This is a genomic window from Kocuria sp. ICS0012, from assembly GCF_001665945.1.
GTDB lineage: Bacteria > Actinomycetota > Actinomycetes > Actinomycetales > Micrococcaceae > Kocuria > Kocuria marina.
In genome coordinates this window covers 1-26,557 of sequence record NZ_LZMM01000083.1, presented here as the reverse complement: position 1 = coordinate 26,557, position 26,557 = coordinate 1, and the positions used below count along the sequence as shown (strand labels likewise).

The window sequence follows — 26,557 nt, the reverse complement described above, 5'->3', positions numbered from 1 at the left end:
AATTTCCTCCGTACTCCCCAGTGAGGACCCAGCCCAGACCCTCGACAGAACGGAAGTCTACTAGCTTATTGCATTCGAAACCGTCCAGGCGTCCACTTTACGGTGGTAGCGCATGCCCCACACCCCGCCCAGGACCGCGCCCGCGAGTCCCAGCAGCACGAGGCCCGCGAGCGCGATGAGACCCATTCCCACATCGCTCCCGATCAGCTCCTGCGCGACCCAGCGGGGACCGGCCGCCGTGGCGGCGTCGGCCCACAGCAACACCGCGACCGAGGCGACGGCGCGCGCCAGCAGGGACCACAGCCACACGCTCACGCCCTGGGCGACCCCCGAGAAGCGCGCCATGCGCCCGGCCACGTACCCTCCCGCGATCATGGAGAGCAGTTCCACGACGCCCAGGACGGCGACGGCGATCCACGACTGCGCCGCCCCCGGCGCCTGCCATGCCCGGGCCAGGGTGTCGCCCGCTCCCCGGGTCACGTCGAGGCCCAGCTGGGGTCCCAGCAGCCCGGCGAGCGTGAGCAACAGGCCACCCAGTGAGATGGCCGTGAGCAGTCCCAACACCCCGGGGATCAGTTGCATACCGCCGAAGTGCTGGCGCTGCCGCCGCCGCAGTTCCTCCACTGTGGGCCGGGCCGCGGCGGTGGAGCCCTCCGGGCGCACCGCGGGGCGCATGGAGTCCCACGCGGCCTCGGCCGAGATCCGCTCGCTCGGGGGTGTGAGGTGGTCGTCGCCCACGGGGTCCGTGTTGCCGGAGCGCTCGTCCCGCGGGTGCAGGCGTCCGGAGGCGACGCCGGTGCGTCCCGTGCGCGGTGCCGTGTCCCGGGCGGGGGAGCGGACGTCGTCGTACGGGGAGACCGACGGCAGGGTGGCGGTGTCGCCGGCCGCGGCGTCGGCGTGCCGGACCCCGGGACGGGGGAGGGGGCGCGTGGCCTGGGCATCGCCGGCGGGGCTCACCCGGGAGGTCGGCTCGGTCCAGGGTGCGTTGCCGTCATCGAGAGGATCGCGAGCGGTGGAGGGGGACATGGAGGGCCTCGATTCGGCGGGGATTCCGGTGGCGGGTCCCCAGAAGTCTATCGAGACCGGGACCGTGGGACGGGTCCGGGACGCCGGGTGCGACGTCGTCGTGGGACGCGGGCGAATGTCCCACGGCGGGACGGGCGGGACGGTAGCCTCGCTGACATGGCTGAGACGAATTCCCGAGACTTCCTGGCGACCCGCCCGTGGACGGCGAGCTACGACCCCGGCGTTCCCCGAGACCTGGAGCTGCCCGAGACCTCCCTGGTGCACATGCTCGAGAAATCGGTGGCCCGCCACGGCGCGAAGACGGCGGTCGAGTTCTTCGGCGCGGGAATGACGTACGCGCAGCTCGGTGACCAGGTGCGACGGGTCGCGGAAGGACTGCGGCGGCTGGGCGTGCAGGCCGGGGACCGCGTGGCCATCGTGCTGCCCAACTGCCCCCAGCACATCGTGGCCTTCTACGCCGCCCTGCGGCTCGGGGCCATCGTGGTGGAACACAACCCGCTGTACACGACCCCGGAACTGCGCCACCAGTTCGAGGACCACGGTGCGCGCGTGGTGATCGCGTGGGACAAGGTCGCCGCGAGGATCACCGGGATGCCCAAGGACCTGGCCGTCGAGCACGTCGTGGCCGTGGACATCACCGCGAGCATGCCCACGATGATGCGCGTGGGACTGCGCATGCCCTTCAAGAAGCTCGCCGAGCAGCGCCGAGAGCTCACCCAGCCGGCCCCGGGGACCATCGCGTGGAAGTCCCTCGTGGACTCCGACCCGATCCGTGAGGACCACCCCCGGCCCGCGGCCACGGACATCGCCCTGCTGCAGTACACGTCCGGGACCACGGGCCTGCCCAAGGGCGCCATGCTGAGCCACCGCAATCTGGAGTCCAACGCCGTGATGGGCCAGCACTGGTTGGACAGCTCGTCCGACGAGGTCGTCTACGGCGTGCTGCCCCTGTTCCACGCCTTCGGGCTGACCCTGGGTGTCACGTTCGCGATGTCCCTGGGCGCTAAGCTCGTCCTGTTCCCCACCGTGCGCGCGGACCTCATCCTGCGGGCCATGAAGAAGAGCATGCCCACGGTGCTGCCGGCCGTCCCGCCCGTGTACCAGAAGGTGCTCGACGCCGCCGCTGAGCAGGGGAAGGATCTCACCGGCATCCGGGTGGCGGTGTCCGGAGCCATGACCTTGCCCGTGCCCCTGGTCGAGACGTGGGAGGACGCCACGGGCGGGGTGCTGATTGAAGGCTACGGCCTCACCGAGTGCTCCCCGTTGGTCGCGTGCAACCCCCTCAACGAGCACCGCCGTTCGGGTTCGATCGGCATCCCCTTCCCCAGCACGGACGTGCGCATGGTGGATCCGGAGACAGGTGAGGACGTTCCCGTGGACGCGGAGGGTGAGCTGCTGGTCAAGGGCCCCCAGGTCACGCAGGGCTACTGGAAGCGCCCCGAGGAGACCGCGAAACTGTTCACGGAGGACGGCTGGTTGCGCACCGGTGACATCGTGACGGTGGACCAGGACGGCTTCCTGCGCGTGGTGGACCGGATCAAGGAAGTGGTGATCACGGGCGGCTTCAACGTGGCCCCCTCCGAGGTGGAGACCGCCCTGAAACTGCACGACAGTGTCGCGGACGCGGCCGTGGTGGGCATCCCCAACGACGACGGCAACGAGACCGTGGTTGCGGCGGTCGTGCTGGAACCCGGGGTCACCCTAGATGAGGACGCCCTGCGCAAGCACTGCTACGACAAGGTCACCCGCTACAAGGTGCCGCGCCGGATCGTGGCCATGGACGACCTGCCCCGCACGATGCTCGGTAAGACCCTGCGGCGAGCGGTCAAGCAGGACATCATCAAGAACAACCTGTTGGACTCCTGACACCTCATCGGCCGGGATCAGCTCGGTCGGAACAACTCCTGCCGAACGGGCGTGCGCCACGGGGGCCGGGTGGCCTACATGGGGCTCAACCACCCCGCCCTGCTGGAGACGTTCTTCGCCGCGGGGTCGATCGGGGCGGCCGCAGTCCTGGTGAACCCCCAACTGCGGCAGGCGGAAGTGGAGTACATTCTGGGCGACTGCGGTGCCACCACCGTGGTCTTCGGGCAGGACCAACGCGAGAATGCTGCGGGTCTGGAGGCCGAACTGACCGGCGTGCGCTCCTGGGTGAGTGTGGACGGCGGCGGACCCGGGGAGGAGTACGAGCGGTTCCTGGCCTCCGGTTCCGAGGAGCTCGTGGACGAACCGGTGGAGCAGGACGACCTGGCCCTGATCATGTACACGTCCGGGACCACGGGCCGGCCCGAGGGTGCCACGCTCACGCACCAGGCAACCTCTTCTACCAGTACGTCAACACCCTGATCGGTCAGGACCCGCGCCAGGACGAGGACCACCTGGCCGTGGCGCCCCTGTTCCACATTGCCGGGCTGACCATGATGACGCTGCCCACATTCATGCTGGGCGGGACCATTATCATCCACCGTCAGTTCCGCACCCCGGACGTGGTGACTCCGGGGACATCGCCGTGGAGGACGAGGACGGGTACCTCTACACCAAGGACCGCATGAAGGACATGTACATCTCGGGCGGGGAGAACGTGTACCCCGCGGAGGTGGAGAACGCCCTGCCGGGTCTCGAGGAGATCCAGGAAGCGGCCGTGATCGGTGTGCCGGACGGGCGTTGGGGCAAGACCGGCCGCGCGTTCGTCGTGCTGTTCGAGGACGCCCCCGAGCTGAGCGGGAACGAGATCCTCACCCGGCTGCGCGAGGGGCTGGCCACCTACAAGCTTCCCACCCGGGTGGAGGTCGTGGCCGAACTGCCGCGCACCACCACGGGCAAGATCCAGAAGAACGTCTTGCGCGAACGTGCCTGATCCCGAGGAATCACCATGTCATCAACCACCGCCCCGGGGACCGAGCTGCGGTCCATGGATCGCAGGCCGCAGGACAGGGAAGCGCACCGCGTGATCCTCTCCAGGTACCTGGGCTCCACCATCGAATACTACGACTTCCTGCTCTACGCCTCCGCCTCCGCGCTGGTGGCCCCGCACGTGTTCTTTCAGGACCTGGACCCGGTGGCCGGCGTGATCGCCTCCTACGGGACGTTCGCCGCGGGCTACCTCGCGCGGCCCCTGGGCGGTGCGATCTTCGGTCACTTCGGGGACAAACTGGGCCGGAAGAAGATGTTCATCCTGCCCATGTTCGTCATGGGTATCGGCTCCACGCTGATCGGGCTGATCCCGTCCTCCGCGAGCATCGGTTCGTGGGGTGCGATCCTGCTCATCCTGCTGCGCGTATTCCAGGGCATCCCGGCTTCCGCCGGTGTGCACTTCGGCGTCGTCAAATTCTGACAATATCTATTTCTAATCCCTGTGATTATGGCTAAACTCCATATCAAGGTGGCGGACGCGGACCGGGGAGAACCATGGAGCTTCGACAACTCAACTACTTCATCGCAGTGGCGGAGGAGCGGCACTTCGGCCGTGCCGCCAAACGCTTGCACATGGCGCAACCGCCGTTGTCGCAACAGATCCGTCAGCTCGAGGAACAGCTCGGCGTCAAACTGCTGGACCGCACGACCCGGCGCGTGGACCTGACTCCGGCCGGACAGGAGCTGCTGGACCGCGGACGTCAGATCATCAACGAGGTGGAGACGCTCAAGGCGGACGTCTACCAGGTGGGCAACGGCGCCACCGGGGTGCTGCGCGTGGGCTTCTCGGGCTCGGCCACCTACAGCGTCATGCCGCGGCTCGTGCGCCACGCCAAGGAGCAGCTGCCCGGAGTCTCCCTCACCCTGCAGGGCGAGATGCTGACGCCAGCCATGGAGGCAGGACTGCGGGACCACACGCTCGACGCCGCGATCCTGCGCCCTCCCGTGGCATCCCAGGACATCGAGTACCGGATCGTGGGCCGGGAGAAGCTCGTGGTGGCCATGCCCAGCGACAGCCCCCTGGCGTCCGGGCGGCCCGTGGCGGCGAACGAACTGCAGGAGCAGAACTTCGTGTCCTACCCGCCGGGATCGGCTGTGTACCGCACCGTGTCCGAGATGTGCCGCCGGGCGGGCTTCCAGCTGCGCATCGCGCAGGTCACCCACGAGACCTCCACCATGCTCTCGTTTGTCGCGGCCAGCAGCGGGATCGCCGTGGTCCCCGAGTCTGTGCGGGCGCTGCAGCTCGAGGGCGTGCTCTACGCGGGTCTCGAGGATTCCCCCGTGACCGAGATGGCCGTGGCCTGGCGGCGGGACGACCGCTCGGCCCTGCTGGGCAATTTCCTGAACCTCGTCATGGACGTCACCGACCACGACTGACCCGAGCACCACCCGCTCAAGAAAGGCGACCATGAACATCACCCGCATCGAGGCGATCCCCTACTCGATCCCCTACGTGCACCCCCTGCACTTCGCCTCGGGTTCCGTGACGGAAGCGGACCACGTCCTCGTGCGGGTGCACACGGACGAGGGCATCGTGGGCACCGCGGACACCCCGCCCCGGCCGTACACTTACGGTGAGACCCAGAAGTCCATCGTGGCGGTGATCGAGGACATCTTCTCCCCGCAGCTCAGCGGTCTGGACGCCTTCGCCCGGGAGCGGATGCAGACTGTCATGGACCGCACCTTCCACAACCAGACCGCCAAGGGCGCGGTGGACATCGCCGTGTGGGACGCGATCGGCCAGCTGCTCGGACAACCCGTGTCCACGCTGCTGGGCGGGTACACCGACCACATGAGCGTCTCCCACATGCTGGGGTTCAAGCCCGCGGAACAGCTCCTCGAGATCGCCCTGGAGTTCCGGGAGACCTACGGGATCACCACCTTCAAGCTCAAGACGGGGCGCCACCCCGTCTCGCTCGACGTCGAGGCCGCCCGCGTGCTGCGCGAGGGCCTGGGTCCCGAGGCGCGGATCTACATGGACGCCAACCGCGGGTGGAGCGCCAACGAGGCCTCCGAGGTCCTGCGCCTCACCGCGGACCTCGGCATGGAGTTCCTCGAGGAGCCCGACGACGCTCGGGAAGTCATGGGCCGACGTCGCCTCGTAAGCACCTCGCCCATCCCGATTGCCGCGGACGAGTCCGCCCCGAACCTGGGCACGGCGGCCAAGGAACTGTTGAGCGGGGGAGCGAACCTGCTCGCGATCAAGACCGCGCGCTCGGGCTTCACCGAGGCCACCAAGATAGTGGGTCTCGCGGAGGGCCTGGGCGTGGACGTCTACGTGGGCAACCAGATCGACACCCAGGTGGGGACCATCGCGTCCGTGACCTTCGGCGCGGCCTTCTCCCACACGTCCAAGCGCGCGGGGGAGCTGTCCAACTTCCTGGACATGGCGGACGACCTGTTGACCGAGCCCCTGCGGATCGTGGACGGGAAGATCCACGTGCGGGACGTCCCCGGGGTCGGCACCGTGATCGACGAGGACAAACTCGCCTACTACCGGGCCCGCTGAGGCGGCCCGCCCCCGTCCCTCGCGCGGGGCGGGGTGGGCGGGCCGCATCCTGCGTGCGGTCGTGGGCGGGTGGCGACACCGGGGTCGTCCCGGCTCTCGACTCCCGGCCCAGCAGGGCCCGTTATTCCTGCTCCGGTACAGGGCCGCGAGCTCGCTGCGGGAATAGATGCCGAACTTGGTATAGATCCCGGCCGCGGCTCATGTCGTTCCACGGCGCGGAGGTGGCCTGGTACGTCTTCTGGCAGGAGCGGAACTCCTCGAGATCGTCCGGGTGGCCATACCGGTGGCGTTGAAGAAGTCCTCGTACTGGCGGATCCGGTGGGCGCGGGACTTGTCCGACTCACCCTTGGGAGCGATGCAGTCGCAGCACCTCGAGGCCCTCCGGGGACTGCTCCACGATGGAGTCGATCACTTTGGTGGCGTCACCCAGGTGCTCCTCGAGGGGTAGGACATCCGGGTTCAGCGATCCGAACAGGAAGTCCTTGTAGTTCTCGAAACGGGCTACCTTGGTGAGGTCGTGGGAGCCGTCCTTGTTGAAGTTCTCCGGGTAGCCGGCGCCGCGGGAGTCCTTGACCTTGAGCAGCTCACCGGAGTTGCGGAACGTCCAGCCGTGGAACGGGCAGGTGAACGTGGTGCGGTTGTCGGTCTTGCGGCGGCACAGCATGGCACCGCGGTGGGCGCACGCGTTGATCAGGGCGTGCAGTTCACCGTTCTTGTCCCGGGAGATCACGATGGGCTGACGGCCGATGTACGTGGTGAAGTAGTCGCCCACGTTGGGGATCTGCGTATCGTGGGCCAGGTACACCCAGTTGCCCTCGAAGATGTGCTTCATCTCGAGCTCGAAGATCTCGGCGTCGGTGAAGATCTCGCGCTTGGCGCGGATGATCCCCTCCGTGCGGTCGTCCTCGACGGCGCCGTCGAGGACGTCGTGCAAACGGCTCAGGGTCTCGGTCATGGCGTAACTCCTTGAACATTGGGCGCCGACGTCAGCCCACGAGGTGGTGCGGGTGCGGGTGCGGGGCCGAGGGGCCTGAGGGGCGCGATCCCGCAGGTGAACCAGCAGGTGCGTATCCCTCATACTGATGGAGGGTGACCCCACTCACATCAGGGGGAACCCTAGGCTGAACCTGGGGTCATTTTTTCGCTTTATAGAATGAGTAACACCGGATTAAGTATTTGTTGAATATAGATTCGCCGCACTAATCTGAGATGGACGTCACGGAGCGCAGTTGCGTGCCTCACGGTCGCCATCCGGCCAGGGATCCGATCGACGGGTCCGGAGCGCGGAGCGAGGGGCCGCTGCCATCACCCCCGGGCGTCCCCATCTGCTACGAGAACCGTGGAGGTCACCATGACTGACAACCCTTCCGCCGCACACCTCAAGGAGAGCCAGGGCACCGCCGTCGAAGCCGGTACCAAGGCCACCGAGCGTTTCGCCGCTTCCGGCAAGAAGTCCAAGCTCGACGTCCCCAAGGAGCGCGTCTCGCTGCTCGCGGGTGCGCTCATCAAGGCTGCCAACGACATCGTGGAAGAGCACGAGGTCACCTATGAGGAGTACAACGCCCTGAAGGCCTGGCTCATCAAGGTGGGCACGGATGGTGAGTGGCCGCTGTTCCTGGACGTGTGGCTCGAGCACACTGTGGAGGACGTCAACTCCAAGGAGCGCCCGGGCACCGTGGGCACCATCGAGGGCCCCTACTACGTGCCGAACGCCCCCGAACTGCAGACCCCTGCCACGCTCGAGATGCGCGAGGATGAGGAGGGCACCCCGCTACTGTTCCACGGTGACTTCACCGACACCGACGGCAACCCCATCAAGGACGCCCAGGTGGAGATCTGGCACGCCGACGCCGCCGGGTTCTACTCCCAGTACGCGCCGGACATGCCCGAGTGGCTCTTCCGCGGCACCGTCAAGGCCGACGAGAACGGGCACTTCGAGATCCACACCATGCAGCCCGCTCCGTACCAGATCCCCACGGACGGTGCGTGCGGTCAGCTGATCGCCGCCGCCGGTTGGCACGCGTGGCGCCCCGCGCACATCCACATCAAGGTCTCCGCTCCCGGTTACCAGCTGGTCACCCAGCAGCTCTACTTCCCGGATGACCCGCACAACGAGGACGACATCGCCTCGGCCGTGAAGCCCGAGCTCATGCTGGACGTGCAGGAGCGCGCGGACGGCTCCGGCAACGAGGTTCAGTACGACTACGTGCTCGCCAAGGAAGGCGAGAGCCGCTGAGTCTTTCGCTCGGTCCCGTTACGACGGCGCACCCCGACCCCGTGTTCGCGCACGGCGGTGGGGTGCCTTCGTTGGCGTGCCCACCGGTGGCGTCGGTCAGCGATGCCGGCTGGAGGTGGGTCACCGGCAGCGGACAGCTGCGCCAGCCGAGGATGGGTCATTGCAACGGTCGACTGCAGCGGTCAGTTGCACCGGTCAAGGGTGCCGAACCTCGAAGGGAAACAGGTGTAGACGATCACACCTGACCGGGGGACAATACAAAGCATGTGAATATAACGAAATAAGTCTACTTGTGATGCAGCGGACCCCCGGATTTCCGGGGGTCCTCGTCGATTCTCGGGATCATCAGTAGCTTTACTTGCGTATCAATGTAGTTGCTGCATAAAATCGGGTTGTCGGCCGAAGTGGCCCGGGCGCATCCCCCCAAATACGCGCCCGGATGATCCCCCGGCTGGCCGGCGTCCCGATCTCCCCCAGATTCGGGATGTCCGACGGGTCCTGCCGATCCCCCAAGTGGCAGGACCCGTCCCCTGTTAACGGGCCTTTTTCGTGGAAACCCGCTGGACCCGCCGGCCGCAGCAAGCCCCGGGGTCCACCGCGAGGACCACGGCTCGAAGGTCCGTCAGGCGAGATCCATGGACCGCAAGCGCGGCAACACCTTGTCCGCGATGCTCACCAGGGCCGTCTGTTCCTCCTTGCTGAGCCGGTCCATGAACGCGGCACGCACCATGTCCAGGTGGGCGGGGGCCGCGCGCACGATGACCTCGCGTCCGTGCTCGGTGATCCCCACCACGAGCCCGCGGGCATCGGTGGGGCTGGGGGAGCGGCAGATCATGTCCCGCCGTTCCATACGGGAGAGCATGTGGGACAACCGCGAGCGTTCCCAGCCCAGTTCCCGGAGCAATTCACGCGAAGGCAGTTCCCCCGAGTCGCTCTCGGACAGCGGGACGAGGACCTCGTACTCGGATCCGGACAGTTTGCTGTCACGTTGCAGCTGCCGGTCCACCGCGCGCTCCATGCTGCGGGACAGGGTCAGGAAGCTGCGCCACACCCGGTCCTCAGTGTCGCTGAGCCACGGCGTGTGCCGGGTGCCGGTCGTGCTGTCCATGGGTGTTTCCTCGTGGTGCGCCGCGCGGGGCGGGGGCGGGCGGGTGGGCGGGGGTGTCAGTCCCGGGGGTCGTGTCTGATCCAGTCCGAATCGTAATAGTTGCCTTCGTCCCGCCGGTCCCGGTCACGCAGTCGCTCGGCGTAGTCCGTGGGACGAAGGGGCGAATCGTCGTCGTCGGGCCGGGTGAGCCGGGACGTGGCCACGAGGCCGAAACCGAGCCCGGCACCCACGATCATGGTCATCCCACCCACGATGAACGCCAGGATGTAGTCGTCCAGCAGGTCCGCGGGCACGGAGGGCCCGAGCCACGAGGGGACTACGAAGGCCGTGGCGATGCAGCCGAGGCCCAGGAGCAGCAGGGCCGCAGGGATCAGCCACAGCTTGGACCACGCACGGCGCACGGGTTGCGTGGGATCCCGGAAGATCGGCAGCGCCCGGGTCTGCACGAGCGCGTACCCCGCGACCCCGGCCACAGTGAGGACCGCCCCGATGACCCAGCCGAGCCACGCGCCCTGCGCAATCAGACCGAGGCCGACGAGCAGCCCCAGCAGGACCACGGTGAAGGACAGCCCGCGGCCCATGCGCCGCGCCGCACGCGACGACGCCGCGCGGGCCTCCGCTGACGGGGACGCAGCCAGGCGCGGGGTCGAGGCGGACGGGGACCCAGTGGACGGCGCCGCGGTCGGGGAGCCGGGGGAGGCGGCCGAGCCGGGCGCCGTCGTTCCGCCCGAAGCAGACTGGGTGTCCCGGTCAGCGGAACCCTGCGGGCCCCCGGGACCCTGCGCGTCCCCGGGACCCGTGGTGCGGATGCCGTAGGTCGGGCGTTCGCGGGGAGCGGGCACGGGTGACCGCGCGCCGCCGCGTGACGGTGCGTCCTGGGAGGGGGAATCGGACGGGTCGTGCTCGTCCCGTGGGTGTGGGGCAGAAGTCATGGGCAAGTTCTCGGGTGAGGGGACAACGGGCTCACGCGGGGTGTTTCGACAGGGCCACTTTAGCCCTCCGCGCGAGTCCTCCGCGCGGTCCAGGGCACCCCGGGGCTACCCCACTCGAGGATTGGTGACGTATCATCAAAATATATTCACGGAAGGTACAGCATGTTGGATTCCACGACCCAGAACATCGAACAGGCCGAGGACGGGCGCTACTCCACCGCCGGGGCCTACGTCCACGAGGGCGAGGAGTACAACCGCGACACCACCTACATCGAGGACCGCATCGTGGCGGACCCGGAGCACGCGGAACTGGCCGAAGGCGCCCGGGCGTGGCCCGTGGAGGCCGGTCGGTACCGGTTGGTGGCAGCGCGGGCGTGCCCGTGGGCCAACCGCACGCTGATCGTGCGCCGCCTGCTGGGCCTCGAGGACGCCATCTCGGTGGGCCTGCCCGGACCCACGCACGATTCCCGTTCGTGGCGTTTCGACCTGGACCCGGACGGGCGTGACCCCGTGCTGGGCACCGAGCGGCTGCAGGAGAACTACTTCAAGCGCTTCCCGGACTACCCCCGGGGGATTACGGTGCCGGCCATCGTGGACATCCCCACGGGCCAAGTGGTGACCAATAACTTCCCGCAGATCACCGAGGACTTCAGCACCGAGTGGAAGCAGTTCCACCGGGAGGGCGCCCCCGATCTGTGGCCCGAGGAGCTCGTGCCCGAGATGCGCGAGGTGATGCACCGCATCTACACCGAGATCAACAACGGTGTGTACCGCTGCGGTTTCGCGGGCTCGCAGGAGGCCTACGAGTCTGCGTACGAGCGGTTGTGGACGGCCATGGACTGGGTCGAGGAACGGCTCTCCGGCCAGCGCTACCTCATGGGCGATCACATCACCGAGGCGGACGTGCGCTTGTTCACCACCCTCGCACGTTTCGACCCGGTGTACGTGAGCCACTTCAAGGCGTCCCGGAACAAGCTCACGGAGATGCCCAACCTGTGGGGTTACGCGCGCGATCTGTTCCAGACCCCGGGCTTCGGTGACACCGTGGACTTCCAGCAGATCAAGGAGCACTACTTCGTCGTGCACCGGGACATCAACCCGTCCGGCATCGTGCCGCTCGGCCCGTCCCTGGAGAACTGGACGAGCCCCCACGGTCGCGAGTCGCTGGGCGGCTCCCCGTTCGCCCCCGGTGCCACGGCATCGGGTCCCGTGCGGGACGACGAGCGAGTGGACCCGGACCACACCCCGCTCGCCTCCTGATCACCTCACGCGGCCCCCGGACGATGCGCAGGACCCGTCCGGGGGCCGCGTGCGCCCGTGTGGTGGTGAGCACCCTCACCGGGGGTACGCCATGCCGTACGGAGGTCGCTTCTCATCGCGCGACGCCGGGGTGGTTCGCGCATCCTCGTGGGATCCCCACAAACCCCCGGCGGGGGCTTTTGTGCCCCGGACCGACGGCGCTCGATGGCCCCTCGTACTAGGGTTGATGTCGCGTGTCGGGTGACTTCACCCGCGCGGCACCGCCGCCGTACCGCACCCGATGGGCGCTCGCCGCGGTCCCGGACGACACCCCGATCCCACGGTTACGAATCGCGCCCTGACGCCGTCGTCCCGCGGGGTGCGACGAGCCGCCCCGAACGCCCCCAGACCGATCCCACCCACTTCCCCAGGAGACCCATGGCCCCGTACCGTAACCAACGCGCCGCTGCACTTCCCGCGCGACTCTCCCGCTCGTGGTTGCTGACGTCCGCGGCGGACACGTCGCTGTTCGCGCCCGCGCTGGCCTCGGAAGCGGACTCCGTGATCCTGGACATCGAGGACGCGGTGCCGGAGGAGGACAAGGACCGCGCCCGTGAGGACATGATGGAGGCCATGCACCAGGGCGTGAGCGCATGGGTGCGGATCAACGACATCACCACCCCGCACTGGGAGAAGGACCTGGCCGCGCTGAATGAGGTCGACAACCTGCGGGGCATCGTGCTCGCCAAGACCGAGCACCCGGACCACATCACCAAGACCGCCATGATGAGCCACGCGGGAATCCCTGTGGTCGCACTGATCGAGTCCGCCGTGGGCCTCATGAACGCGTACGACATCGCGCGCGCCCCGGGCGTGTTCCGGCTCGCGTTCGGTGTGGGCGACTTCCGCCGTGACACCGGTGCCTCGGGGGACCCCATGGCCCTGGCGTTCGCGCGCTCGACCCTGGTCACGGCGTCGCGCGTGGGTGAGCTGCCCGGTCCCATCGACGGCCCCACCAACGGGGTGTCCGGGGCGGAGCTCGAGGCCGCGTGCAAGGTCACGCAGTCCATGGGCATGACGGGCAAGCTGTGCCTGGACCCGGACCAGACGGACGGCATCAATCACGCGTTGGCCCCGAGCGATCAGGAGATCCGCTGGGCCCGTGAGATGATCGAGCAGGCCGAGTCCGGTCACGCCGGTGCGGACGGTTCCTACCTCCCGCGCCTCGCGCGCGCCAAGAAGGTCTCGGAACTCGCGGAGACCTACGGCCTCTGGAACAGCTGATCCGCCGCGGGGTCCGTCCAGTGGGCCCAGCTGCGGACTCCCCGCACCTACAGCGGCAGTCCCCACACCCGCAGCATGTCCCCGACCGCGGGGTCGGCCAGCGACTCCGCCCGGAAGTGGGACGTGATGGGTTCGTCGTGGCCGTGGGGCACTCCCAGCACCCACAGTCCCGCGGCGACCGCGGCTGCGGTGCCCGCGGGGGAGTCCTCGACAGCGAGCGCGTCCGCGGGCTCCACGCCCAGGCGCCGCGCGGCCTCCTCGTAGATGTCCGGGGCGGGTTTGCCGCGGGGTACGTCCTGCGCGCTGACCCACGTCACGACGACGTCCGCGAGGCCGATCGCGTGCATCTTCCGATCCAGGATCCCGCGGGTGGAGTTGCTCGCCACGGCTACCGGGACCCGCTGGGCGCACGCCCGCACGGTCTCGATCGCGCCCGGTAGCGGTTCCAGGACCTCACCGACCACGTCCTCCTCGGTGCGCACGAGCCGCTCGTACACGGCGTCGAACCCGGGAGCGGGCTCGTTCCGCTGCTCGGCCACGGCTGCCGCGCGCCGCGAGATGTCCCGGGCCACGTCCGCGGCGGACAGCCCCATGAGGGACGTGCCCGCGCGCTCGTCGAGCGTCACGCCGAACGATTCGGCGACCTGGGCCTGCACACGCGCCCACGCGCTCTCGGTGTCCATGAGCACGCCGTCGCAGTCGAAGACGACGGCGCGCGGGCGCCAGTGCGGGCCCGGGCCGGGCAGGGTGGTATCCATGCCCCCCAGTCAACCACGCGCCCCCGACGCGTCCGGCGTGTCCGCGCGGCGCTCCGGGCGTGATCCCGGTGGGCAGCGGCGTCGTCGTCGACCGAGGGGACCCGTCCCCGCTGGCTAGAGTGGGGGCATGGCGGAGAACGCAGGAACTTCAGGGGAAACGACTGTGCAGCGCTTGGCCACCGAGTACGGGGTGGCCACCGAGTACCGGGGCTTCGACGGGGGAGTCGAGACCGTGCCGGAGCGGACGCTGCGCCGTGTCCTCACGGCACTCGGCGCGGACGTCTCGGACGACGACGCCGCGCGGCGCAGTCTGCGCGACCGCGAGCTGGCGCCGTGGCGCGAGCTGCTGCCGCCCGTGGTGATCGCGGAGGAGCAGTGTGAGGCCATCGTGCCCGTGGCTACCGCGCAGGGGGACACCGTGCGGGTGCGGTTGTGGCCCGAGGACGATCCGGACGCGGTGCGCGAGTTGCACCCGGCGCCCGACGTGGCTCCCGAGACCCGCGAGGTCGATGACACGGTCCGCGAGCGCGTGCCCTACGAACTGCCCCGAGACCTCCCGCTGGGCTGGTACCGTCTCGAGGCCCGGACGGGCTCGGGGCAGCGCAATAGCATCGACGTGGCGGTGACCCCGCAGCGCCTCAGCACCACGGACCGGCTGCGCGGGCGCCGCCGGTGGGGCTACATGGCCCAGCTGTACTCGGTGATGTCCTCCCGCTCGTGGGGCGTGGGGGACCTCTCGGACCTCGCGTCCCTGGCCGCCATCAGCGGTGTGCAGGGCGCGGACTACGTGCTCATCAACCCCCTGCATGCCGCGGAACCCACGCCTCCCGTGGAGCCCTCCCCGTACCTGCCCTCGAGCCGACGCTTCTTCAACCCGCTGTACCTGCGGATCAGCGACATCGCGGAGTTCCCGTACCTGCGTCCGGGGGACCGTGAGGTCGTGGCCCAACTCGCCGCGGTGCAACGCAAGGCCGTGCTGGACCCCAGCACGATCGACCGCGATTCCGCCTACGCCGCGAAGCTGAAGAGTCTCGAACTGCTGTTCACCGTGCGCCGTTCGCCCTACCGCCAGCAACAGCTCGAGGCGTTCGTGGCGCATGCCGGGCAACCCCTGCAGGACTTCGCGCTGTGGTGCGCCCTGCGGGAGGAACTCGGGGAGGACTCACCCCTGTGGCGGGACGAGGCGAGTTCCCCGGAGGCGCCGTACGCCCAGGAGGCGCGTACCCGGTTGCGCCACCGGATCAGTTTCCATGTGTGGTTGCAGTGGCTGCTCGACGAGCAGCTCGAGGCCGCGCAGCGTGCCGCGTACCGGGCCGGGATGGACATCGGTGTGGTGCACGATCTCGCGGTGGGGGTGCACAAGCAGGGCGCGGACGCGTGGGCGTTGCAGGACGTCCTGGCCCCCGGGGTAAGCGTGGGTGCCCCCGCGGACATGTACAACCAGCTGGGTCAGGACTGGAGTCAGCCGCCGTGGGATCCCCGCAAGCTCGCCGAGGCGGGGTACCGGCCGTGGCGGCAGATGCTCGGCAACATCTTCCGTCATGGCGGGGGTGTGCGGATCGACCACGTGGCGGGACTTTTCCGGTTGTGGTGGATCCCCGATGGCAACCAGGCCTCGGACGGGACCTACGTGTACTACGACCACGAGGCCATGGTGGGCGTCCTGGCCCTCGAGGCCGAGCTCGCCGGCGTGGTGGTCGTGGGTGAGGACCTCGGCACCGTGGAGGACAGTGTGCGCGAGTTCCTGGAGCGCAGGGGCGTGCTGGGAACCTCCATCATGTGGTTCGAGATGGACGGGGACGTCCCCCTGGACCCCTCCCGCTACCGCGAACTGTGCATGGCCTCCGTGAACACCCACGACCTCCCGCCCACGGCGGGCTACCTCGAGGGCGTGCAGCTGCAACTGCGCGAGGACCTGGGACTGCTCGCGCGCTCGCCGGAGGAGGAACGGGAGGAGGCACGCCGTCAGCTGGACACTTTCTTCACCGCGGTCGCGGATGCCGGCTATCTGCCCCGGGATGAAGACCCGGGGGAGCAGGCCAGGATCGAGGCGATCCACCGCTACCTGTGCGACGCGCCGTCCGTGTTGATCAACGTCTCCCTCGTGGACGCGGTCGGGGAGAAGCGGATCCAGAACCAGCCCGGCACGAGCGACGAGTACCCGAATTGGCGGGTCCCGCTCGCGGACTCGGATGGCCGGCCCGTGATGCTCGAATCCCTCCCGGGGTCCGAGCGGGTCAACTCGCTCGTGGACGTGGTCAACGGCGCGCTGGGTACGCATCGCCGGGATCCCAAGGCCAAGGCGCCGGAACAGCCCGAACACCGGGACGTGGCGGACCCGTTCACGGGCGAGTTCTGAGCACTCACTCCGGCACGATCCTGTCAGGGGGTTGCCCCGCCCGGGGGATTAGGTAAGAATTACCTTACCTAATCCCCTGGGTGAGGGGATGGGGCTGAAGAAAACGTGTCGGGGTGGCGGGCCGGGTCATGGACGGACCGCCACCCTCGCGTGTTTCCCGTTGTGTTCTTCGGCGGTTTTTCCGGGGGCTCTTCCCGGAGGGATTCTCCCCTGGGTGCGCCGTTCGTGGGGCCCGTCACGGCGGGGCGGACGAGTTGGTCCGTTGCGAGCCAGAGGCTAGGATCGAGGGGCGCACAATCGCACCGTTTCCGCCTTCGGATTTGCGAGCGAGTCCGTAGAAGCCTAGAATCTAAGGCTGTCGTGTGGTGGAGTCCATCTACCGGCGCCTTGATCTTCACCGTCTTCGTCGTAGCGAGTGCCCTGACCGGTACTGCCGCGGGGTAAACCCATCACGCCCGGCGCGCGAACGGTGGCATTTTCTTGAGGTGGCGGACCACTCTTGGCTATAGCTGCCGGCGGGAAACCGCTCGGCGGCGACCATGCGTGCCGTCATTTCGTCGACATTGGACATTGGAGGAGAATACTATGGCAGCGCACTGCCAGGTGACCGGGGCCCAGCCGGGCTTTGGCCACAGCATCTCGCACTCGCACCGCCGCACCAAGCGTCGGTGGAACCCGAACATCCAGAAGAAGCGTTACTGGGTGCCCTCGTTGCGTCGCAACGTCACGCTCAACCTGAGCGCCAAGGGCATCAAGGTCATCGATGCGCGCGGCATCGACGCCGTGGTCAACGAACTCATCGCACGTGGGGAGAAGATCTGAGATGGCCAAGGACAAGGACGTACGTCCCATCATCAAGCTCAAGTCCACGGCCGGTACCGGGTTCACCTACGTCACCCGTAAGAACCGCCGCAACAACCCCGATCGCCTCGTCATGAAGAAGTACGACCCGGTGGTCCGCAAGCACGTCGATTTCCGCGAGGAGCGCTGAGACATGGCCAAGAAGTCAAAGATCGCCAAGAACGAGCAGCGCAAGGTCGTCGTCGAGCGTTATGCCGCCAAGCGCGCTGAACTGAAGAAGACCCTCGTGGACGAGAACGCGTCCCCCGAGGCTCGCGAGGAGGCCCGCCTGGGTCTGCAGAAGCTCCCCCGTGACGCTTCCCCCGTGCGCGTGCGCAACCGCGACCAGATCGACGGTCGCCCCCGCGGCACCTTCCAGCGCTTCGGGATCTCCCGCGTGCGCTTCCGCGACATGGCTCACCGCGGCGAATTGCCCGGTATCTACAAGTCCAGCTGGTAATTTCTGCACCGGAAGGACCCGACCCCCGGTCGCCCCTTCCCCAGCGAATGCCAACCCAGTCCAGGAGGACAAGCACATGGCTATGAACCGCAGCGAACTCGTCGCAGAGGTTGCCGAGAAGTCCGGTAGCACCCAGGCCGCCGTCAACGGCGTTCTCGACTCCCTGTTCCAGGTTTTCGAGAGCTCCGTTTCCAAGGGCGAGAAGATCACCATCCCCGGCTGGCTCTCCGTGGAGCGCACCGATCGCGCCGCACGTCAGGGTCGCAACCCGCAAACCGGCGAGGCCATCCAGATCCCGGCTGGCCACGGTGTCAAGCTCACCGCGGGCTCCAAGCTGAAGGCTGCTGTTTCCTCCAAGTGAGGTAAGACCAGCGGGTCCCAGGACCCGGTGCTCGAAGGGACCGTTCACTCACTCCGTGAACGGTCCCTTCCACATGTGCGCCACTCCACCTCTTCCGCGGGCCGCCGGGTTCGTGGTTCCCCGCGCGGTGGCGCATAATGGAATCCCATCCTTTCCCCGTGAGTCCCGGAGGTGTTCGGTGTCCCCTCGCGCGCGCCGACTTGCCCGGGGCTGGATGGTCGCCTTCGTGGCCACCACTCTTGCGGCCGGTTCGCACGCCGCGGTGGACGGGACCTGGCCCTCCCCGCTGATCATCGCGCTGTCCATGTGTCTGGCGGCCCCGCTGTGCATGCTGCTGGCGGGACGGGTGCTCTCACGCTGGAGCGTGGCCGGTAGCGTCCTGCTGAGTCAGGCGCTGCTGCACACCCTGTACGCCCAGTCCGGCGGGATGGTCCACGCGATCGACTACACCCACCACCACGCGGCCCCCACGGCGGACGGTCCCGCCGTGGTGATCTCGGTGTTGCCCGCGGCGCATCACGGGTGCGGCATGCTCGCCGCCCACGCCGTGGCGGCCGTGGCCACCTACGCTCTGCTGCGCCACGGCGAGACCGCGGCGTTCCGCCTGCTGGACGCCGTGTCCCTGCGCGTGCTGCGCCTCCTTGTCCTGGCCCTGCGCCCGGTCACCACGGCCGTGCCGCGGCGGACCTCCTGGACCTCGCCGCGCGCCCTGGCCGATCAGCTCCTGCTCTCCTCCGTCTGCGGATACCGCGGACCGCCCGCCCTCGCCTAGGCATCGGCGGGGACACCCCTGGATCCGATGCCGCCCCGAGCATCCATCGCATCCATCGGCAGCCCACCTCGCGGCCCCCACGCCCCAGGGCGCAGGAGAGAACACCCATGAACCCTTCGTACTCAACACCACCTCAGCCACGGCCCACTCTGCGGACCCCGGCGCGGACGGGTGACACCGCGGCGTCGTCGGCCGCGCCGCACGCCCGCCTTTCGCAACGTTCGGCGACGTCGCTCGCGGCCCTGTTCGCCGCGCTGCTGGCCCTCGCGCTGGTCGTCACCACGGCGGGGCCCGCGAGCGCCCACGACGAACTTGTGCGGACCAACCCGCAGGCCGGCGCGAAGCTCGAGAAGGCCCCCACGGCGCTCGAACTGACGTTCTCCGGGAACATCCAGGACATCGGCAGCGAGGTCCGGGCCACCGACTCCCACGGCACGGACATGACGCGCGGCACGCTGGCCGCGCAGAACACCACGGTGTCCCAGCCTCTGCGCGAGGGCGGGGGCGAGGACGAGACCTACACGGTCACGTGGCGCGTGGTCTCCCAGGACGGGCACCCCATCGAAGGCACGTTCACGTACACCGTGGGCGACGGCGCCGCGACCGCTGCGTCCCCGGCCCCCGTGGCCTCTGCGGACGCCTCCCAGGGCGCGGCCCAGGATGCGAACGGAGCCCAGGAGGACGTGAGCGGCACGGGCATCCCGAGTTGGGTACTGCCCGTGGCCGGTGGCGCCATCGCGCTGGTCCTGCTGCTGGTGATCCTGGCCTTCGCCACCCGCCCCAAGCAGCGCTGATTCCCTGATCCGGGCGGCCCGCCCGGATCATCCTTTTCTCGTCAGGCTCCCGCCGCCGCGCTCACGCGTTCCGGCGCGCCGCTGATGCGGCCCGTCACTGACTCGGCCCACCGCTGACTCGATACCGGCTCGATGTGATCGACGGACGTGACCGCGCTGCCGCTCGGACGAGCACCGTTCGTACGACACCGGCTGCTCTGGCACCCCGGTACTCAGGGAGCGGCCTGTGGCTCGGGCATCGAGTGGGCACAGCCCGTCTGTCGAGCGGGCATGGTCCCGGTGTCGAGTAGGCGCAGTGCCGCGTCACTCGACGCCGCGTCCGACGACACGCGCAGCGGACGGGCGAGCCGGAGCACGATTCACTCCTGAGGACTCACATATGAACTACAACCTGAACACCACGTCCGTTCCCGCCCCGCGCCGTGCGCTGGCCGCTGTGGCCGTCTTGGGCCTCGGCCTGGCTACGCTGAGCGGGTGCTCGGCGCAGGGTGGGGAGGCGGCGTCGCCCGCGGGGACGGACTCCGCGACGCACAGCACCGCCGCCGCGCCCCTGGAACTGAGCGACGGCTGGGCCAAGGCGGCCGACTCCGGGATGACCGCCGTGTTCGGCAAGCTCACGAACATCTCCGGGCAGGAGGTCACGTTCACCGGGGCGGGCGCGGACGGCGTCGCGCGCTCGGTCGAGCTGCACGAGACCGTGGCGGACGGCGGCTCCGGCGCCACACAGATGCGGCAGATGGAGGGTGGCTTCACCCTCGCACCGGGGGAGAGCCTGGACCTGAAGCCGGGCGGCAATCACATCATGCTCATGGGGCTCACGTGCTCGCTCAAGGCCGGTAGTGACCTCACGCTGCAGCTGCGCACCGACAGCGGGATCCGGGACGTCACCGTCCCGGTGCGCGACTTCACGGGCGCGAAGGAGCGGTACGCGCCCGGCGAGGACGAGCACGCGGGCCACGGAGGCGAGCACGGCTCGGGGGGCGGACACTCGTCGTCGGATGCCGCCCACGACCACGGGTCGCACGAGGGCATGAGCACGAGTCCATCCTCGAGCGCACTGCCCACGTGTCATGACCACTGATCGGGGCCCTTCCGCTTCGGGGTGGAGCCGGCGATCGTTGCTCACGGGCGCGGGCGCCGGCGCCGGCGCCACGGGACTCGGGGCGGTTTCCGCTGCGGCCCTCGGCGCCGAGGACCCCCGGCTCGCGGCGGCGGGACAGGACAGCCAACGGCCCGGGCTGCGGACCGAAGCCTTCCACGGCCCACGACAGGCGGGCGTGGCCACGCTGCCGCAGGCGTTCTGCGTGTTCATCGCCCTGAACCTGCACCGGGACGTGGACCGGGACGCACTGCGGCGGTTGCTGCGCGTGCTCACGGACGACGCCGCGGCCCTCACGCAGGGCACCGCCCCCGTCAACGACCAGGAACCCTGGCTCGCCCAGAACCCCTCGCGGCTGACCGTCACGGTGGGTTTCGGACCGCGGGCCATGGCCGTGATCGACGCCGACCGGGCCCCGCAATGGCTCAAGCCCTTGCCCGCTTTCACGATCGACAAACTGCAGGACCGGTGGAATCAGGGGGACCTGTTGCTGCAGCTGTGCTGCGACGACAAGCTGACCATGGCCCACGCCCAGCGGGTGCTGCTCAAGGACGTCCGGTCCTTCGCGACCGTGCGCTGGGTGCAGGACGGGTTCCGCAACACCGTGGGCGCCACCCCGGACGGTCAGACCACGCGCAACCTCTTCGGTCAGGTGGACGGCACCGTGAACCCGTACCCGGGGGAGGCTGATCACGAGAAGGTCGTCTACGGTCAGGGCGGGTTCACCCCGTGGATCGAGAACGGGACATCCGTGGTGATCCGGCGGATCCACATGAACCTGGACACGTGGGACGAGGCCGACACCCCCGCGCGCGAGGACTCGGTGGGGCGCCGGTTGTCGAACGGCGCACCGTTGACGGGCGCCGCCGAGCACGACGAACCGGACTTCGAGGCCAAGGGTCCCCTGGGATTCCCGGTCATCTCGTCCTACAGTCATATGCGGCGTTCGCGCAGCGACAACCCGGACGAGAAGATCTTCCGCAGGGTGTACAACTACGATCTGGCGGTGAGTGATGCATCCGGGCACAGCCGCTCCGGGGACGTCCGGGGCGGGGTGTCCAACACCGGGCTGATCTTCGCGTCCTACCAGTCGGACCCCGTGAAACAGTTCGTGCCCATCCAGCGGCGGCTGGCGCAGTTGGACATGCTGAACACGTGGACCGTGCCCATCGGATCCGCCGTGTTCGCTATCCCGCCGGGTTGCGAAGTGGGTGGGTTCATCGGGGACACGTTGTTCACGTGACCCCCGTGCGCGGAGCAGCACAACGAGAGAATCAACGGGCCGGAGGAACGCCACGATGAGTACCAGCGCACGCACCAGGGACACCGGCCCGCGCCGGGACGGTTCGCGGGGCGACGTCGCTCCCGGCCGTGAGCGCGATAGCGCGCCGGATGTCGGGCGCCCGCTCGGCGCCGGCTCGTCGAAGGGCGCGAGCTCGTCGAACGGCGCGAGTTCACCGAACGGCGGGACCGCTCCCGCGGGAGCGGTGAGTGTGAGCCCGTGGACCATCACGGTCGTGCTCGTCGCGGCCATGATCGGGATGACCGCGGCCCTGGTCTACGGGGGAGCGGCGGCCCCCCGGCAGGTCGCGGACCCGGGAACGCTCGTGCGCTGGGGGCTGCCCGTGGTGGAGACCGTCCACAACATCGCGATGACGGTGGTGATGGGCGGGTTGCTGCTGGCGATCGGCGTGGTGCCCCGTTTCGCGGACCGCTCCCGGAAACGGCCACCGCGCAACAGCAAGGACCAGGCGGGCGAACCGGAACACCCGGTCTTCCGCAGCGTCATGCAGCTCGTCGAGGCCGCGGCCGTGGTGTGGACCGTGGCGGCCGTGGCCGTGCTGATCTTCACGTACTCGGACGTCTCCGGATCCGGTATCGGCACGGGGGGCAACTACACCCAACAGTTGCTGCACTACATGACCGGGATCTCCATGGGCCAGTCCCAATCGGTGATCGTGATGGTGGCCGCCGTGGTCACGACCCTGGTTTTCGGCGTGCGGGCGCTGCTGGGACTGTTCTGCACCCTCGCGCTGTCCTTCGTGGCGATCGTGGCGCTGGCACTCAACGGTCACGCCGCGGGTGGTGCGGACCACATGGGTGCGGTGAACTCCCTGGGGCTGCACCTGCTGGGAGTGTGCCTGTGGGTCGGCGGGCTGCTGGTGCTGATCTGGGTGGGGCCGTTGCTGTCCCGTGAGTTCACGGTCAGCGGCCGCGGGGGCTCCCGCCACACCGAACCCCTGCTCGCGGTCGTACTGCGGCGCTACTCCGTGGTGGCTCTGGGTTGCTACCTGCTGGTGTTGCTCTCCGGGATCATCAATGCCGCGGTGCGTATCGGAACGTGGGAGCAACTGACGTCCTCCTACGGGATCCTGGCGCTCACCAAACTCGTGCTGACCCTGTTGTTGGCGCTGGCGGGTTTCGCGCACCGGCAGTGGCTGATCCCCGGGGTCGCGGACGGCTCCCGGTCCCGCGCGGCCACCATGTGGCGCGTGCTCGTGGTAGAAGTCGTGCTCATGGGGCTACTCATGGGCATCGCCACGGCCCTGAGCCGCACCGCCCCGCCCGTCCCGGAGGAGCTTGCACCGGACGCCTCCCCGGCGCGGATCCTCACGTGGTACGAACTGCCCCCGGAGCCCACGTTCGCCCGCTGGTTCACCACGTGGCGCCTGGACTGGTTCTGGGTGGCCGTGGTCGTGTTCATGGCCGTGGTGTACCTGTGGGCCGCGATCAAGGTGTGGCGCCGCGGGGACTCGTGGTCCGTGCTGCGCACCGTGTCCTGGTTCAGTGGGCTGGCTGCACTGCTCTACGCGACGAGCGGCGGGGTGGCGGTCTACGCCCGCGTGCTGTTCTCCGCCCACATGGTCGAACACATGAGCCTGACCATGATCGTGCCGCTGTTCTTGGTCTCGGGCGCACCCATCACCGTGGTGCTCAAGGCCCTCGAACCACGAGGGGACGGTACCCGCGGTCCGCGTGAATGGATCCTGCGTCTCGTGCACTCCACGTGGGGCAGGATCGTGACGCACCCGATCTTCGCGGCCGCGAACTTTGCGTTCTCGATCGTGCTGTTCTACTTCACGGACCTGTTCCGCTTCACGCTGCGCTACCACGTGGGCCACGAGTTCATGATGGTGCACTTCCTGTTCACGGGGTACATGTTCGCGCTCGTGCTGATCGGCATCGACCCCATCCCGCGCCGGCCCAGCTACCCCATGCGTCTCGTGCTGCTGCTCGCGACCATGGCCGCGCACGCGTTCATCGGCATCAGCATCATGAGCCTGACCACGGTGCTGCAGGCCTCGTGGTTCGGCAACATGGGCCGCCCGTGGGGTCCCAGCGCCCTGGACGACCAGCAGCTCGGCGGCATGCTCATGTGGGGGATCGGCGAGTTCCCCACGTTCCTGCTCGCCGTCATCGTGGCCGTGCTGTGGGCCATGGAGGGCGCCAAGGAGAACCGCCGGGTGGACCGGCAGGCCGATCGCACGGACGACGCCGAACTGCGCGCCTACAACGAGATGATGGCCGAGCTCGCGGAGCGGGACGAGCGGCGTCGTTGACGTCCGCCGGGACGGGCGCCGGCGAGGCCGGGCGGTTGGCGGACGGGTCCGCGGGGTGTGCGGGAGCGTCACGTAACGCACGGGAAGCTCTGCCCCGCGGATAACGTTGTCCCAGGAAGAAACCCTTGACCCCCGGTGGAAGGACCCAGACACCGTGACCTCCGCACGCATGAACACACCCGTCCGCGCCTCGGAACTTGAGGGCAGAGCCTGGCTGAACACCGGCGGTGAGCGACTGGACCTGCAGGCGCTACGGGGCAAGATCGTGATCCTGGACTTCTGGTCCTTCTGCTGCATCAACTGCCTGCACGTGCTGGACGAGCTGCGCCCCCTCGAGGAGAAGTACGCGGACGTGCTCGTGACCGTGGGCGTGCATTCCCCCAAGTTCGAGCACGAGGCGGACCCGGACGCACTGGCCGCGGCGGTGGACCGCTACGAGATCACCCACCCGGTGCTCGACGACCCCCGGTTGAGCACGTGGGACGCCTACACGGCGCGCGCGTGGCCCACCCTGGTGGTCGTGGACCCCGAGGGGTACATCGTGGCGCACCTCTCCGGTGAGGGCCACGTCCAGGGGCTGGAATCCCTCGTGTCAGAACTCGTGGCCGAGCACGACGCCAAGGGCACCCTGCACCGCGGGGACGGCCCTTACGTCCCGCGCCCGCAGCCCGAGGGGGACCTGCGCTTCCCCGGCAAGGTCGTGGCCCTTCCGGACGGTTCCTTCATGGTCAGCGACACCGGTCACCACCGCCTGGTCCATCTCGAGGAGGACCTCACCACGGTTCGTCGGGCCATCGGTTCCGGCACCAAGGGCTGGGCGGACGGCCCCCGGGACGCCGCGCGGTTCAACGAACCCCAGGGCATCGCGGTGCTCCCCGAACGCGTGCGTGCCGACGTCGGCTACGACCTCGTGGTCGCGGACACCGTCAACCACCGGCTGCGCGGCGTGGAACTGGGCACCGGCGCGGTGCGCACTTTGGCGGGCAATGGCGTCCAGCGCCTGCTCGACGACGCCCGCGCGCGCGGCGTGGACCCCAACGAGATCCCGCAGGATGCCCCGGCCACGTCCGTGGCGCTGTCCTCCCCGTGGGACGTGACGTGGTCCGACGCCGCGGACACCCTGGTGGTCGCGATGGCCGGGACGCACCAACTGTTCTCGTTCGACCCGCGCACCGGGGCGCTCGCCGTGCTGGCCGGGACCGGGGACGAGGGACTGCGCGACGGTTCCGCGCCCGAGAGCTGGTTCGCCCAGCCCTCCGGCCTGGCTCAAGACGCCCACGGGGCCGTGTGGGTCGCGGACTCCGAGTCCTCCGCGCTGCGCAGCGTGCGCTTCGGCGAGGACGGGTCCGCATCGGTGGAATCCGCCGTGGGACTCGGACTGTTCGACTTCGGGTTCCGGGACGGGCCGGCCGATCAGGCACGGTTCCAGCACTGCCTGGGGGTGTGCGTGCTCCCGGACGGATCCGTGGCCGTGGCCGACACCTACAACGGTGCGGTGCGCCGGTTCGACCCCGCAACCGGTGAGGTCTCCACGCTGACCCGCGGACTCGCTGAGCCCTCCGACGTCCTGCTCGACACGAGCCACGACGAGCCCGTCCTGGTGGTCGTGGAGGCCAATGCCCACCGCCTCGTGCGGGTGGCGGTGCCCAAGCAGGCCCAGACCGTGGACGAGGGTGCGGCCAGCATGCAGCGCAAGCGCACGCCGGTGGCCCCCGGGGAGCTCGAGCTCACGGTGCGGTTCTCGGCCCCCACGGGTCAGAAGCTCGACACCCGGTGGGGTGATCCCACGCAGCTGAAGGTGTCCTCGTCCCCGGAGGACGCGCTCGTGCAGGGTGACGGGACCGCCCAGGGGCTGACCCGCTCCCTGCGGATCGCGGACGGTGTCACGGAGGGGGTCCTGCACATCACGGCCCGCGCGGCGGCGTGCGACGGCTCCCCGGACGGGGAGATCCCGGAGCACGCGGCGTGCCACCTGTACCAGCAGGACTGGGGGATCCCGTTCACGGTGGACCCGCAGGCCCCGGCAGGACTCACGCTGGACCTGCGCGGAACGGACTGAGCGGGGCCCACGGGCACCACGGCCCGTCCTTCTCCCACGCCCCGCCCAATCCGTCTCCCACCACCCGCCCCGGGCGCAGATGCACCCGGGGCACACCCGTCAGCGCGGCGCCCGCCCGTCAGCGCGGCGGGGGGGGGGGCACCGGGCCCCGGGGGCGCCCCCGCCCGGGGCCCGCGGGCCGGGGCCCCAGGGGGGGGGGGGGGGGTTGGGGGGGGGAGGGGGGGCCCCCCGGGGCGGGGTGGCGGGCG

Annotated in this window: 24 protein-coding genes and 1 pseudogene; 20 read left to right on the top strand and 5 right to left on the bottom strand. The window is 69.2% G+C overall.

The window, feature by feature from the left end:
* Positions 1 to 60 precede the first annotated feature (60 nt).
* Positions 61 to 1,026: a hypothetical protein gene (locus A5728_RS15000; RefSeq protein WP_064847419.1), complete on the bottom strand. Its 966-nt coding sequence runs from the start codon at positions 1,024 to 1,026 to the stop codon at positions 61 to 63.
* Positions 1,027 to 1,182: 156 nt separating this feature from the next.
* Here A5728_RS15000 and A5728_RS12755 point away from each other — a divergent pair, with 156 nt between their 5' ends.
* From A5728_RS12755 to A5728_RS12730, 6 genes and pseudogenes are all read left to right on the top strand, one after another.
* Complete coding sequence (locus tag A5728_RS12755) at positions 1,183 to 2,892, top strand: long-chain-fatty-acid--CoA ligase (RefSeq protein ID WP_064847418.1); 1,710 nt, start codon at positions 1,183 to 1,185, stop codon at positions 2,890 to 2,892.
* Between the two features lie 78 nt (positions 2,893 to 2,970).
* Complete coding sequence (locus A5728_RS14595; protein ID WP_064847417.1) at positions 2,971 to 3,372, top strand: AMP-binding protein; 402 nt, start codon at positions 2,971 to 2,973, stop codon at positions 3,370 to 3,372.
* Between the two features lie 163 nt (positions 3,373 to 3,535).
* The gene (locus A5728_RS12745; protein WP_064847416.1) at positions 3,536 to 3,883 is read left to right on the top strand and encodes a hypothetical protein; all 348 of its coding nucleotides are present in this window, start codon (positions 3,536 to 3,538) and stop codon (positions 3,881 to 3,883) included.
* A 54-nt stretch (positions 3,884 to 3,937) separates the two neighbouring features.
* Positions 3,938 to 4,318, top strand: a pseudogene (locus A5728_RS12740) (MFS transporter); the annotation flags it as partial.
* Between the two features lie 116 nt (positions 4,319 to 4,434).
* Positions 4,435 to 5,316 (top strand): LysR family transcriptional regulator, encoded by an 882-nt coding sequence (locus tag A5728_RS12735; protein ID WP_064847414.1) that lies wholly within the window; start codon positions 4,435 to 4,437, stop codon positions 5,314 to 5,316.
* Positions 5,317 to 5,347: 31 nt separating this feature from the next.
* Positions 5,348 to 6,448, top strand: a complete 1,101-nt coding sequence (locus tag A5728_RS12730; protein WP_064847413.1) for a mandelate racemase/muconate lactonizing enzyme family protein — start codon at positions 5,348 to 5,350, stop codon at positions 6,446 to 6,448.
* A 340-nt stretch (positions 6,449 to 6,788) separates the two neighbouring features.
* Here A5728_RS12730 and A5728_RS12725 read toward each other — a convergent pair whose 3' ends face one another.
* On the bottom strand, positions 6,789 to 7,403 hold the full coding sequence (locus tag A5728_RS12725; protein ID WP_064847412.1) for a Rieske 2Fe-2S domain-containing protein: 615 nt from the start codon (positions 7,401 to 7,403) through the stop codon (positions 6,789 to 6,791).
* Positions 7,404 to 7,799: 396 nt separating this feature from the next.
* Between A5728_RS12725 and catA the strand changes: the two genes are divergently transcribed.
* Positions 7,800 to 8,684: a catechol 1,2-dioxygenase gene (gene catA, locus A5728_RS12720; protein WP_064847435.1), complete on the top strand. Its 885-nt coding sequence runs from the start codon at positions 7,800 to 7,802 to the stop codon at positions 8,682 to 8,684.
* 622 nt (positions 8,685 to 9,306) lie between these two features.
* On the opposite strand, the gene A5728_RS12715 is transcribed toward catA, so the two are convergent.
* Both A5728_RS12715 and A5728_RS12710 read right to left on the bottom strand, forming a co-directional pair.
* Positions 9,307 to 9,792, bottom strand: a complete 486-nt coding sequence (locus A5728_RS12715) for a MarR family winged helix-turn-helix transcriptional regulator (protein WP_064847411.1) — start codon at positions 9,790 to 9,792, stop codon at positions 9,307 to 9,309.
* A gap of 56 nt (positions 9,793 to 9,848) precedes the next feature.
* The gene (locus tag A5728_RS12710) at positions 9,849 to 10,724 is read right to left on the bottom strand and encodes a hypothetical protein (RefSeq protein WP_156523466.1); all 876 of its coding nucleotides are present in this window, start codon (positions 10,722 to 10,724) and stop codon (positions 9,849 to 9,851) included.
* Between the two features lie 162 nt (positions 10,725 to 10,886).
* On the opposite strand from A5728_RS12710, the gene A5728_RS12705 reads away from it, so the two are divergent.
* Positions 10,887 to 11,984 (top strand): glutathione S-transferase family protein, encoded by a 1,098-nt coding sequence (locus tag A5728_RS12705; protein ID WP_064847409.1) that lies wholly within the window; start codon positions 10,887 to 10,889, stop codon positions 11,982 to 11,984.
* A gap of 417 nt (positions 11,985 to 12,401) precedes the next feature.
* A complete protein-coding gene (locus A5728_RS12700) occupies positions 12,402 to 13,247 on the top strand; it encodes a CoA ester lyase (RefSeq protein ID WP_064847408.1) in 846 nt (281 codons plus the stop codon).
* Between the two features lie 47 nt (positions 13,248 to 13,294).
* On the opposite strand, the gene A5728_RS12695 is transcribed toward A5728_RS12700, so the two are convergent.
* Positions 13,295 to 14,005 carry an HAD family phosphatase gene (locus A5728_RS12695; RefSeq protein ID WP_064847407.1) on the bottom strand — a complete coding sequence of 237 codons (711 nt, stop codon included), beginning with the start codon at positions 14,003 to 14,005 and terminating at the stop codon, positions 13,295 to 13,297.
* A gap of 127 nt (positions 14,006 to 14,132) precedes the next feature.
* Between A5728_RS12695 and malQ the strand changes: the two genes are divergently transcribed.
* The 11 genes from malQ to A5728_RS12640 all read left to right on the top strand — a co-directional run bounded on the left by malQ (position 14,133) and on the right by A5728_RS12640 (position 26,309).
* Complete coding sequence (gene malQ, locus A5728_RS12690) at positions 14,133 to 16,364, top strand: 4-alpha-glucanotransferase (RefSeq protein ID WP_064847406.1); 2,232 nt, start codon at positions 14,133 to 14,135, stop codon at positions 16,362 to 16,364.
* Between the two features lie 585 nt (positions 16,365 to 16,949).
* Positions 16,950 to 17,186, top strand: a complete 237-nt coding sequence (gene rpmB, locus A5728_RS12685; RefSeq protein WP_012397434.1) for a 50S ribosomal protein L28 — start codon at positions 16,950 to 16,952, stop codon at positions 17,184 to 17,186.
* Between the two features lies 1 nt (position 17,187).
* Positions 17,188 to 17,355, top strand: coding sequence for a 50S ribosomal protein L33 (rpmG, locus tag A5728_RS12680; RefSeq protein WP_012397435.1), 168 nt, complete (start codon positions 17,188 to 17,190; stop codon positions 17,353 to 17,355).
* 3 nt (positions 17,356 to 17,358) lie between these two features.
* On the top strand, positions 17,359 to 17,664 hold the full coding sequence (rpsN, locus tag A5728_RS12675; RefSeq protein WP_064847405.1) for a 30S ribosomal protein S14: 306 nt from the start codon (positions 17,359 to 17,361) through the stop codon (positions 17,662 to 17,664).
* 76 nt (positions 17,665 to 17,740) lie between these two features.
* Positions 17,741 to 18,025 carry an HU family DNA-binding protein gene (locus A5728_RS12670; RefSeq protein WP_064847404.1) on the top strand — a complete coding sequence of 95 codons (285 nt, stop codon included), beginning with the start codon at positions 17,741 to 17,743 and terminating at the stop codon, positions 18,023 to 18,025.
* A gap of 178 nt (positions 18,026 to 18,203) precedes the next feature.
* Entirely contained in the window at positions 18,204 to 18,797 is a 594-nt protein-coding gene (locus A5728_RS12665; protein ID WP_064847403.1) for a hypothetical protein, read from the top strand.
* A 107-nt stretch (positions 18,798 to 18,904) separates the two neighbouring features.
* On the top strand, positions 18,905 to 19,591 hold the full coding sequence (locus tag A5728_RS12660; protein WP_082943478.1) for a copper resistance CopC family protein: 687 nt from the start codon (positions 18,905 to 18,907) through the stop codon (positions 19,589 to 19,591).
* Between the two features lie 379 nt (positions 19,592 to 19,970).
* Positions 19,971 to 20,672 carry a copper chaperone PCu(A)C gene (locus A5728_RS12655; protein ID WP_064847402.1) on the top strand — a complete coding sequence of 234 codons (702 nt, stop codon included), beginning with the start codon at positions 19,971 to 19,973 and terminating at the stop codon, positions 20,670 to 20,672.
* On the top strand, positions 20,662 to 21,933 hold the full coding sequence (locus A5728_RS12650; RefSeq protein ID WP_064847401.1) for a Dyp-type peroxidase: 1,272 nt from the start codon (positions 20,662 to 20,664) through the stop codon (positions 21,931 to 21,933). The genes A5728_RS12655 and A5728_RS12650 overlap by 11 nt, the downstream gene beginning before the upstream one ends.
* Positions 21,934 to 21,988: 55 nt before the next feature.
* Entirely contained in the window at positions 21,989 to 24,250 is a 2,262-nt protein-coding gene (locus tag A5728_RS12645; RefSeq protein WP_231885653.1) for a cytochrome c oxidase assembly protein, read from the top strand.
* 169 nt (positions 24,251 to 24,419) lie between these two features.
* The gene (locus A5728_RS12640; protein WP_064847433.1) at positions 24,420 to 26,309 is read left to right on the top strand and encodes an NHL domain-containing thioredoxin family protein; all 1,890 of its coding nucleotides are present in this window, start codon (positions 24,420 to 24,422) and stop codon (positions 26,307 to 26,309) included.
* Positions 26,310 to 26,557: the final 248 nt, after the last annotated feature.

Coding starts and splice junctions, on each gene's coding strand:
- A5728_RS15000 (WP_064847419.1), bottom strand. CDS start 1,026: ATGTCCCCCTCCACCGCTCGCGATCCTCTCGATGACGGCAACGCACCC.
- A5728_RS12755 (WP_064847418.1), top strand. CDS start 1,183: ATGGCTGAGACGAATTCCCGAGACTTCCTGGCGACCCGCCCGTGGACG.
- A5728_RS14595 (WP_064847417.1), top strand. CDS start 2,971: ATGGGGCTCAACCACCCCGCCCTGCTGGAGACGTTCTTCGCCGCGGGG.
- A5728_RS12735 (WP_064847414.1), top strand. CDS start 4,435: ATGGAGCTTCGACAACTCAACTACTTCATCGCAGTGGCGGAGGAGCGG.
- A5728_RS12730 (WP_064847413.1), top strand. CDS start 5,348: ATGAACATCACCCGCATCGAGGCGATCCCCTACTCGATCCCCTACGTG.
- A5728_RS12725 (WP_064847412.1), bottom strand. CDS start 7,403: ATGACCGAGACCCTGAGCCGTTTGCACGACGTCCTCGACGGCGCCGTC.
- catA (WP_064847435.1), top strand. CDS start 7,800: ATGACTGACAACCCTTCCGCCGCACACCTCAAGGAGAGCCAGGGCACC.
- A5728_RS12715 (WP_064847411.1), bottom strand. CDS start 9,792: ATGGACAGCACGACCGGCACCCGGCACACGCCGTGGCTCAGCGACACT.
- A5728_RS12710 (WP_156523466.1), bottom strand. CDS start 10,724: ATGACTTCTGCCCCACACCCACGGGACGAGCACGACCCGTCCGATTCC.
- A5728_RS12705 (WP_064847409.1), top strand. CDS start 10,887: ATGTTGGATTCCACGACCCAGAACATCGAACAGGCCGAGGACGGGCGC.
- A5728_RS12700 (WP_064847408.1), top strand. CDS start 12,402: ATGGCCCCGTACCGTAACCAACGCGCCGCTGCACTTCCCGCGCGACTC.
- A5728_RS12695 (WP_064847407.1), bottom strand. CDS start 14,005: ATGGATACCACCCTGCCCGGCCCGGGCCCGCACTGGCGCCCGCGCGCC.
- malQ (WP_064847406.1), top strand. CDS start 14,133: ATGGCGGAGAACGCAGGAACTTCAGGGGAAACGACTGTGCAGCGCTTG.
- rpmB (WP_012397434.1), top strand. CDS start 16,950: ATGGCAGCGCACTGCCAGGTGACCGGGGCCCAGCCGGGCTTTGGCCAC.
- rpmG (WP_012397435.1), top strand. CDS start 17,188: ATGGCCAAGGACAAGGACGTACGTCCCATCATCAAGCTCAAGTCCACG.
- rpsN (WP_064847405.1), top strand. CDS start 17,359: ATGGCCAAGAAGTCAAAGATCGCCAAGAACGAGCAGCGCAAGGTCGTC.
- A5728_RS12670 (WP_064847404.1), top strand. CDS start 17,741: ATGGCTATGAACCGCAGCGAACTCGTCGCAGAGGTTGCCGAGAAGTCC.
- A5728_RS12660 (WP_082943478.1), top strand. CDS start 18,905: ATGAACCCTTCGTACTCAACACCACCTCAGCCACGGCCCACTCTGCGG.
- A5728_RS12655 (WP_064847402.1), top strand. CDS start 19,971: ATGAACTACAACCTGAACACCACGTCCGTTCCCGCCCCGCGCCGTGCG.
- A5728_RS12650 (WP_064847401.1), top strand. CDS start 20,662: ATGACCACTGATCGGGGCCCTTCCGCTTCGGGGTGGAGCCGGCGATCG.
- A5728_RS12645 (WP_231885653.1), top strand. CDS start 21,989: ATGAGTACCAGCGCACGCACCAGGGACACCGGCCCGCGCCGGGACGGT.
- A5728_RS12640 (WP_064847433.1), top strand. CDS start 24,420: ATGAACACACCCGTCCGCGCCTCGGAACTTGAGGGCAGAGCCTGGCTG.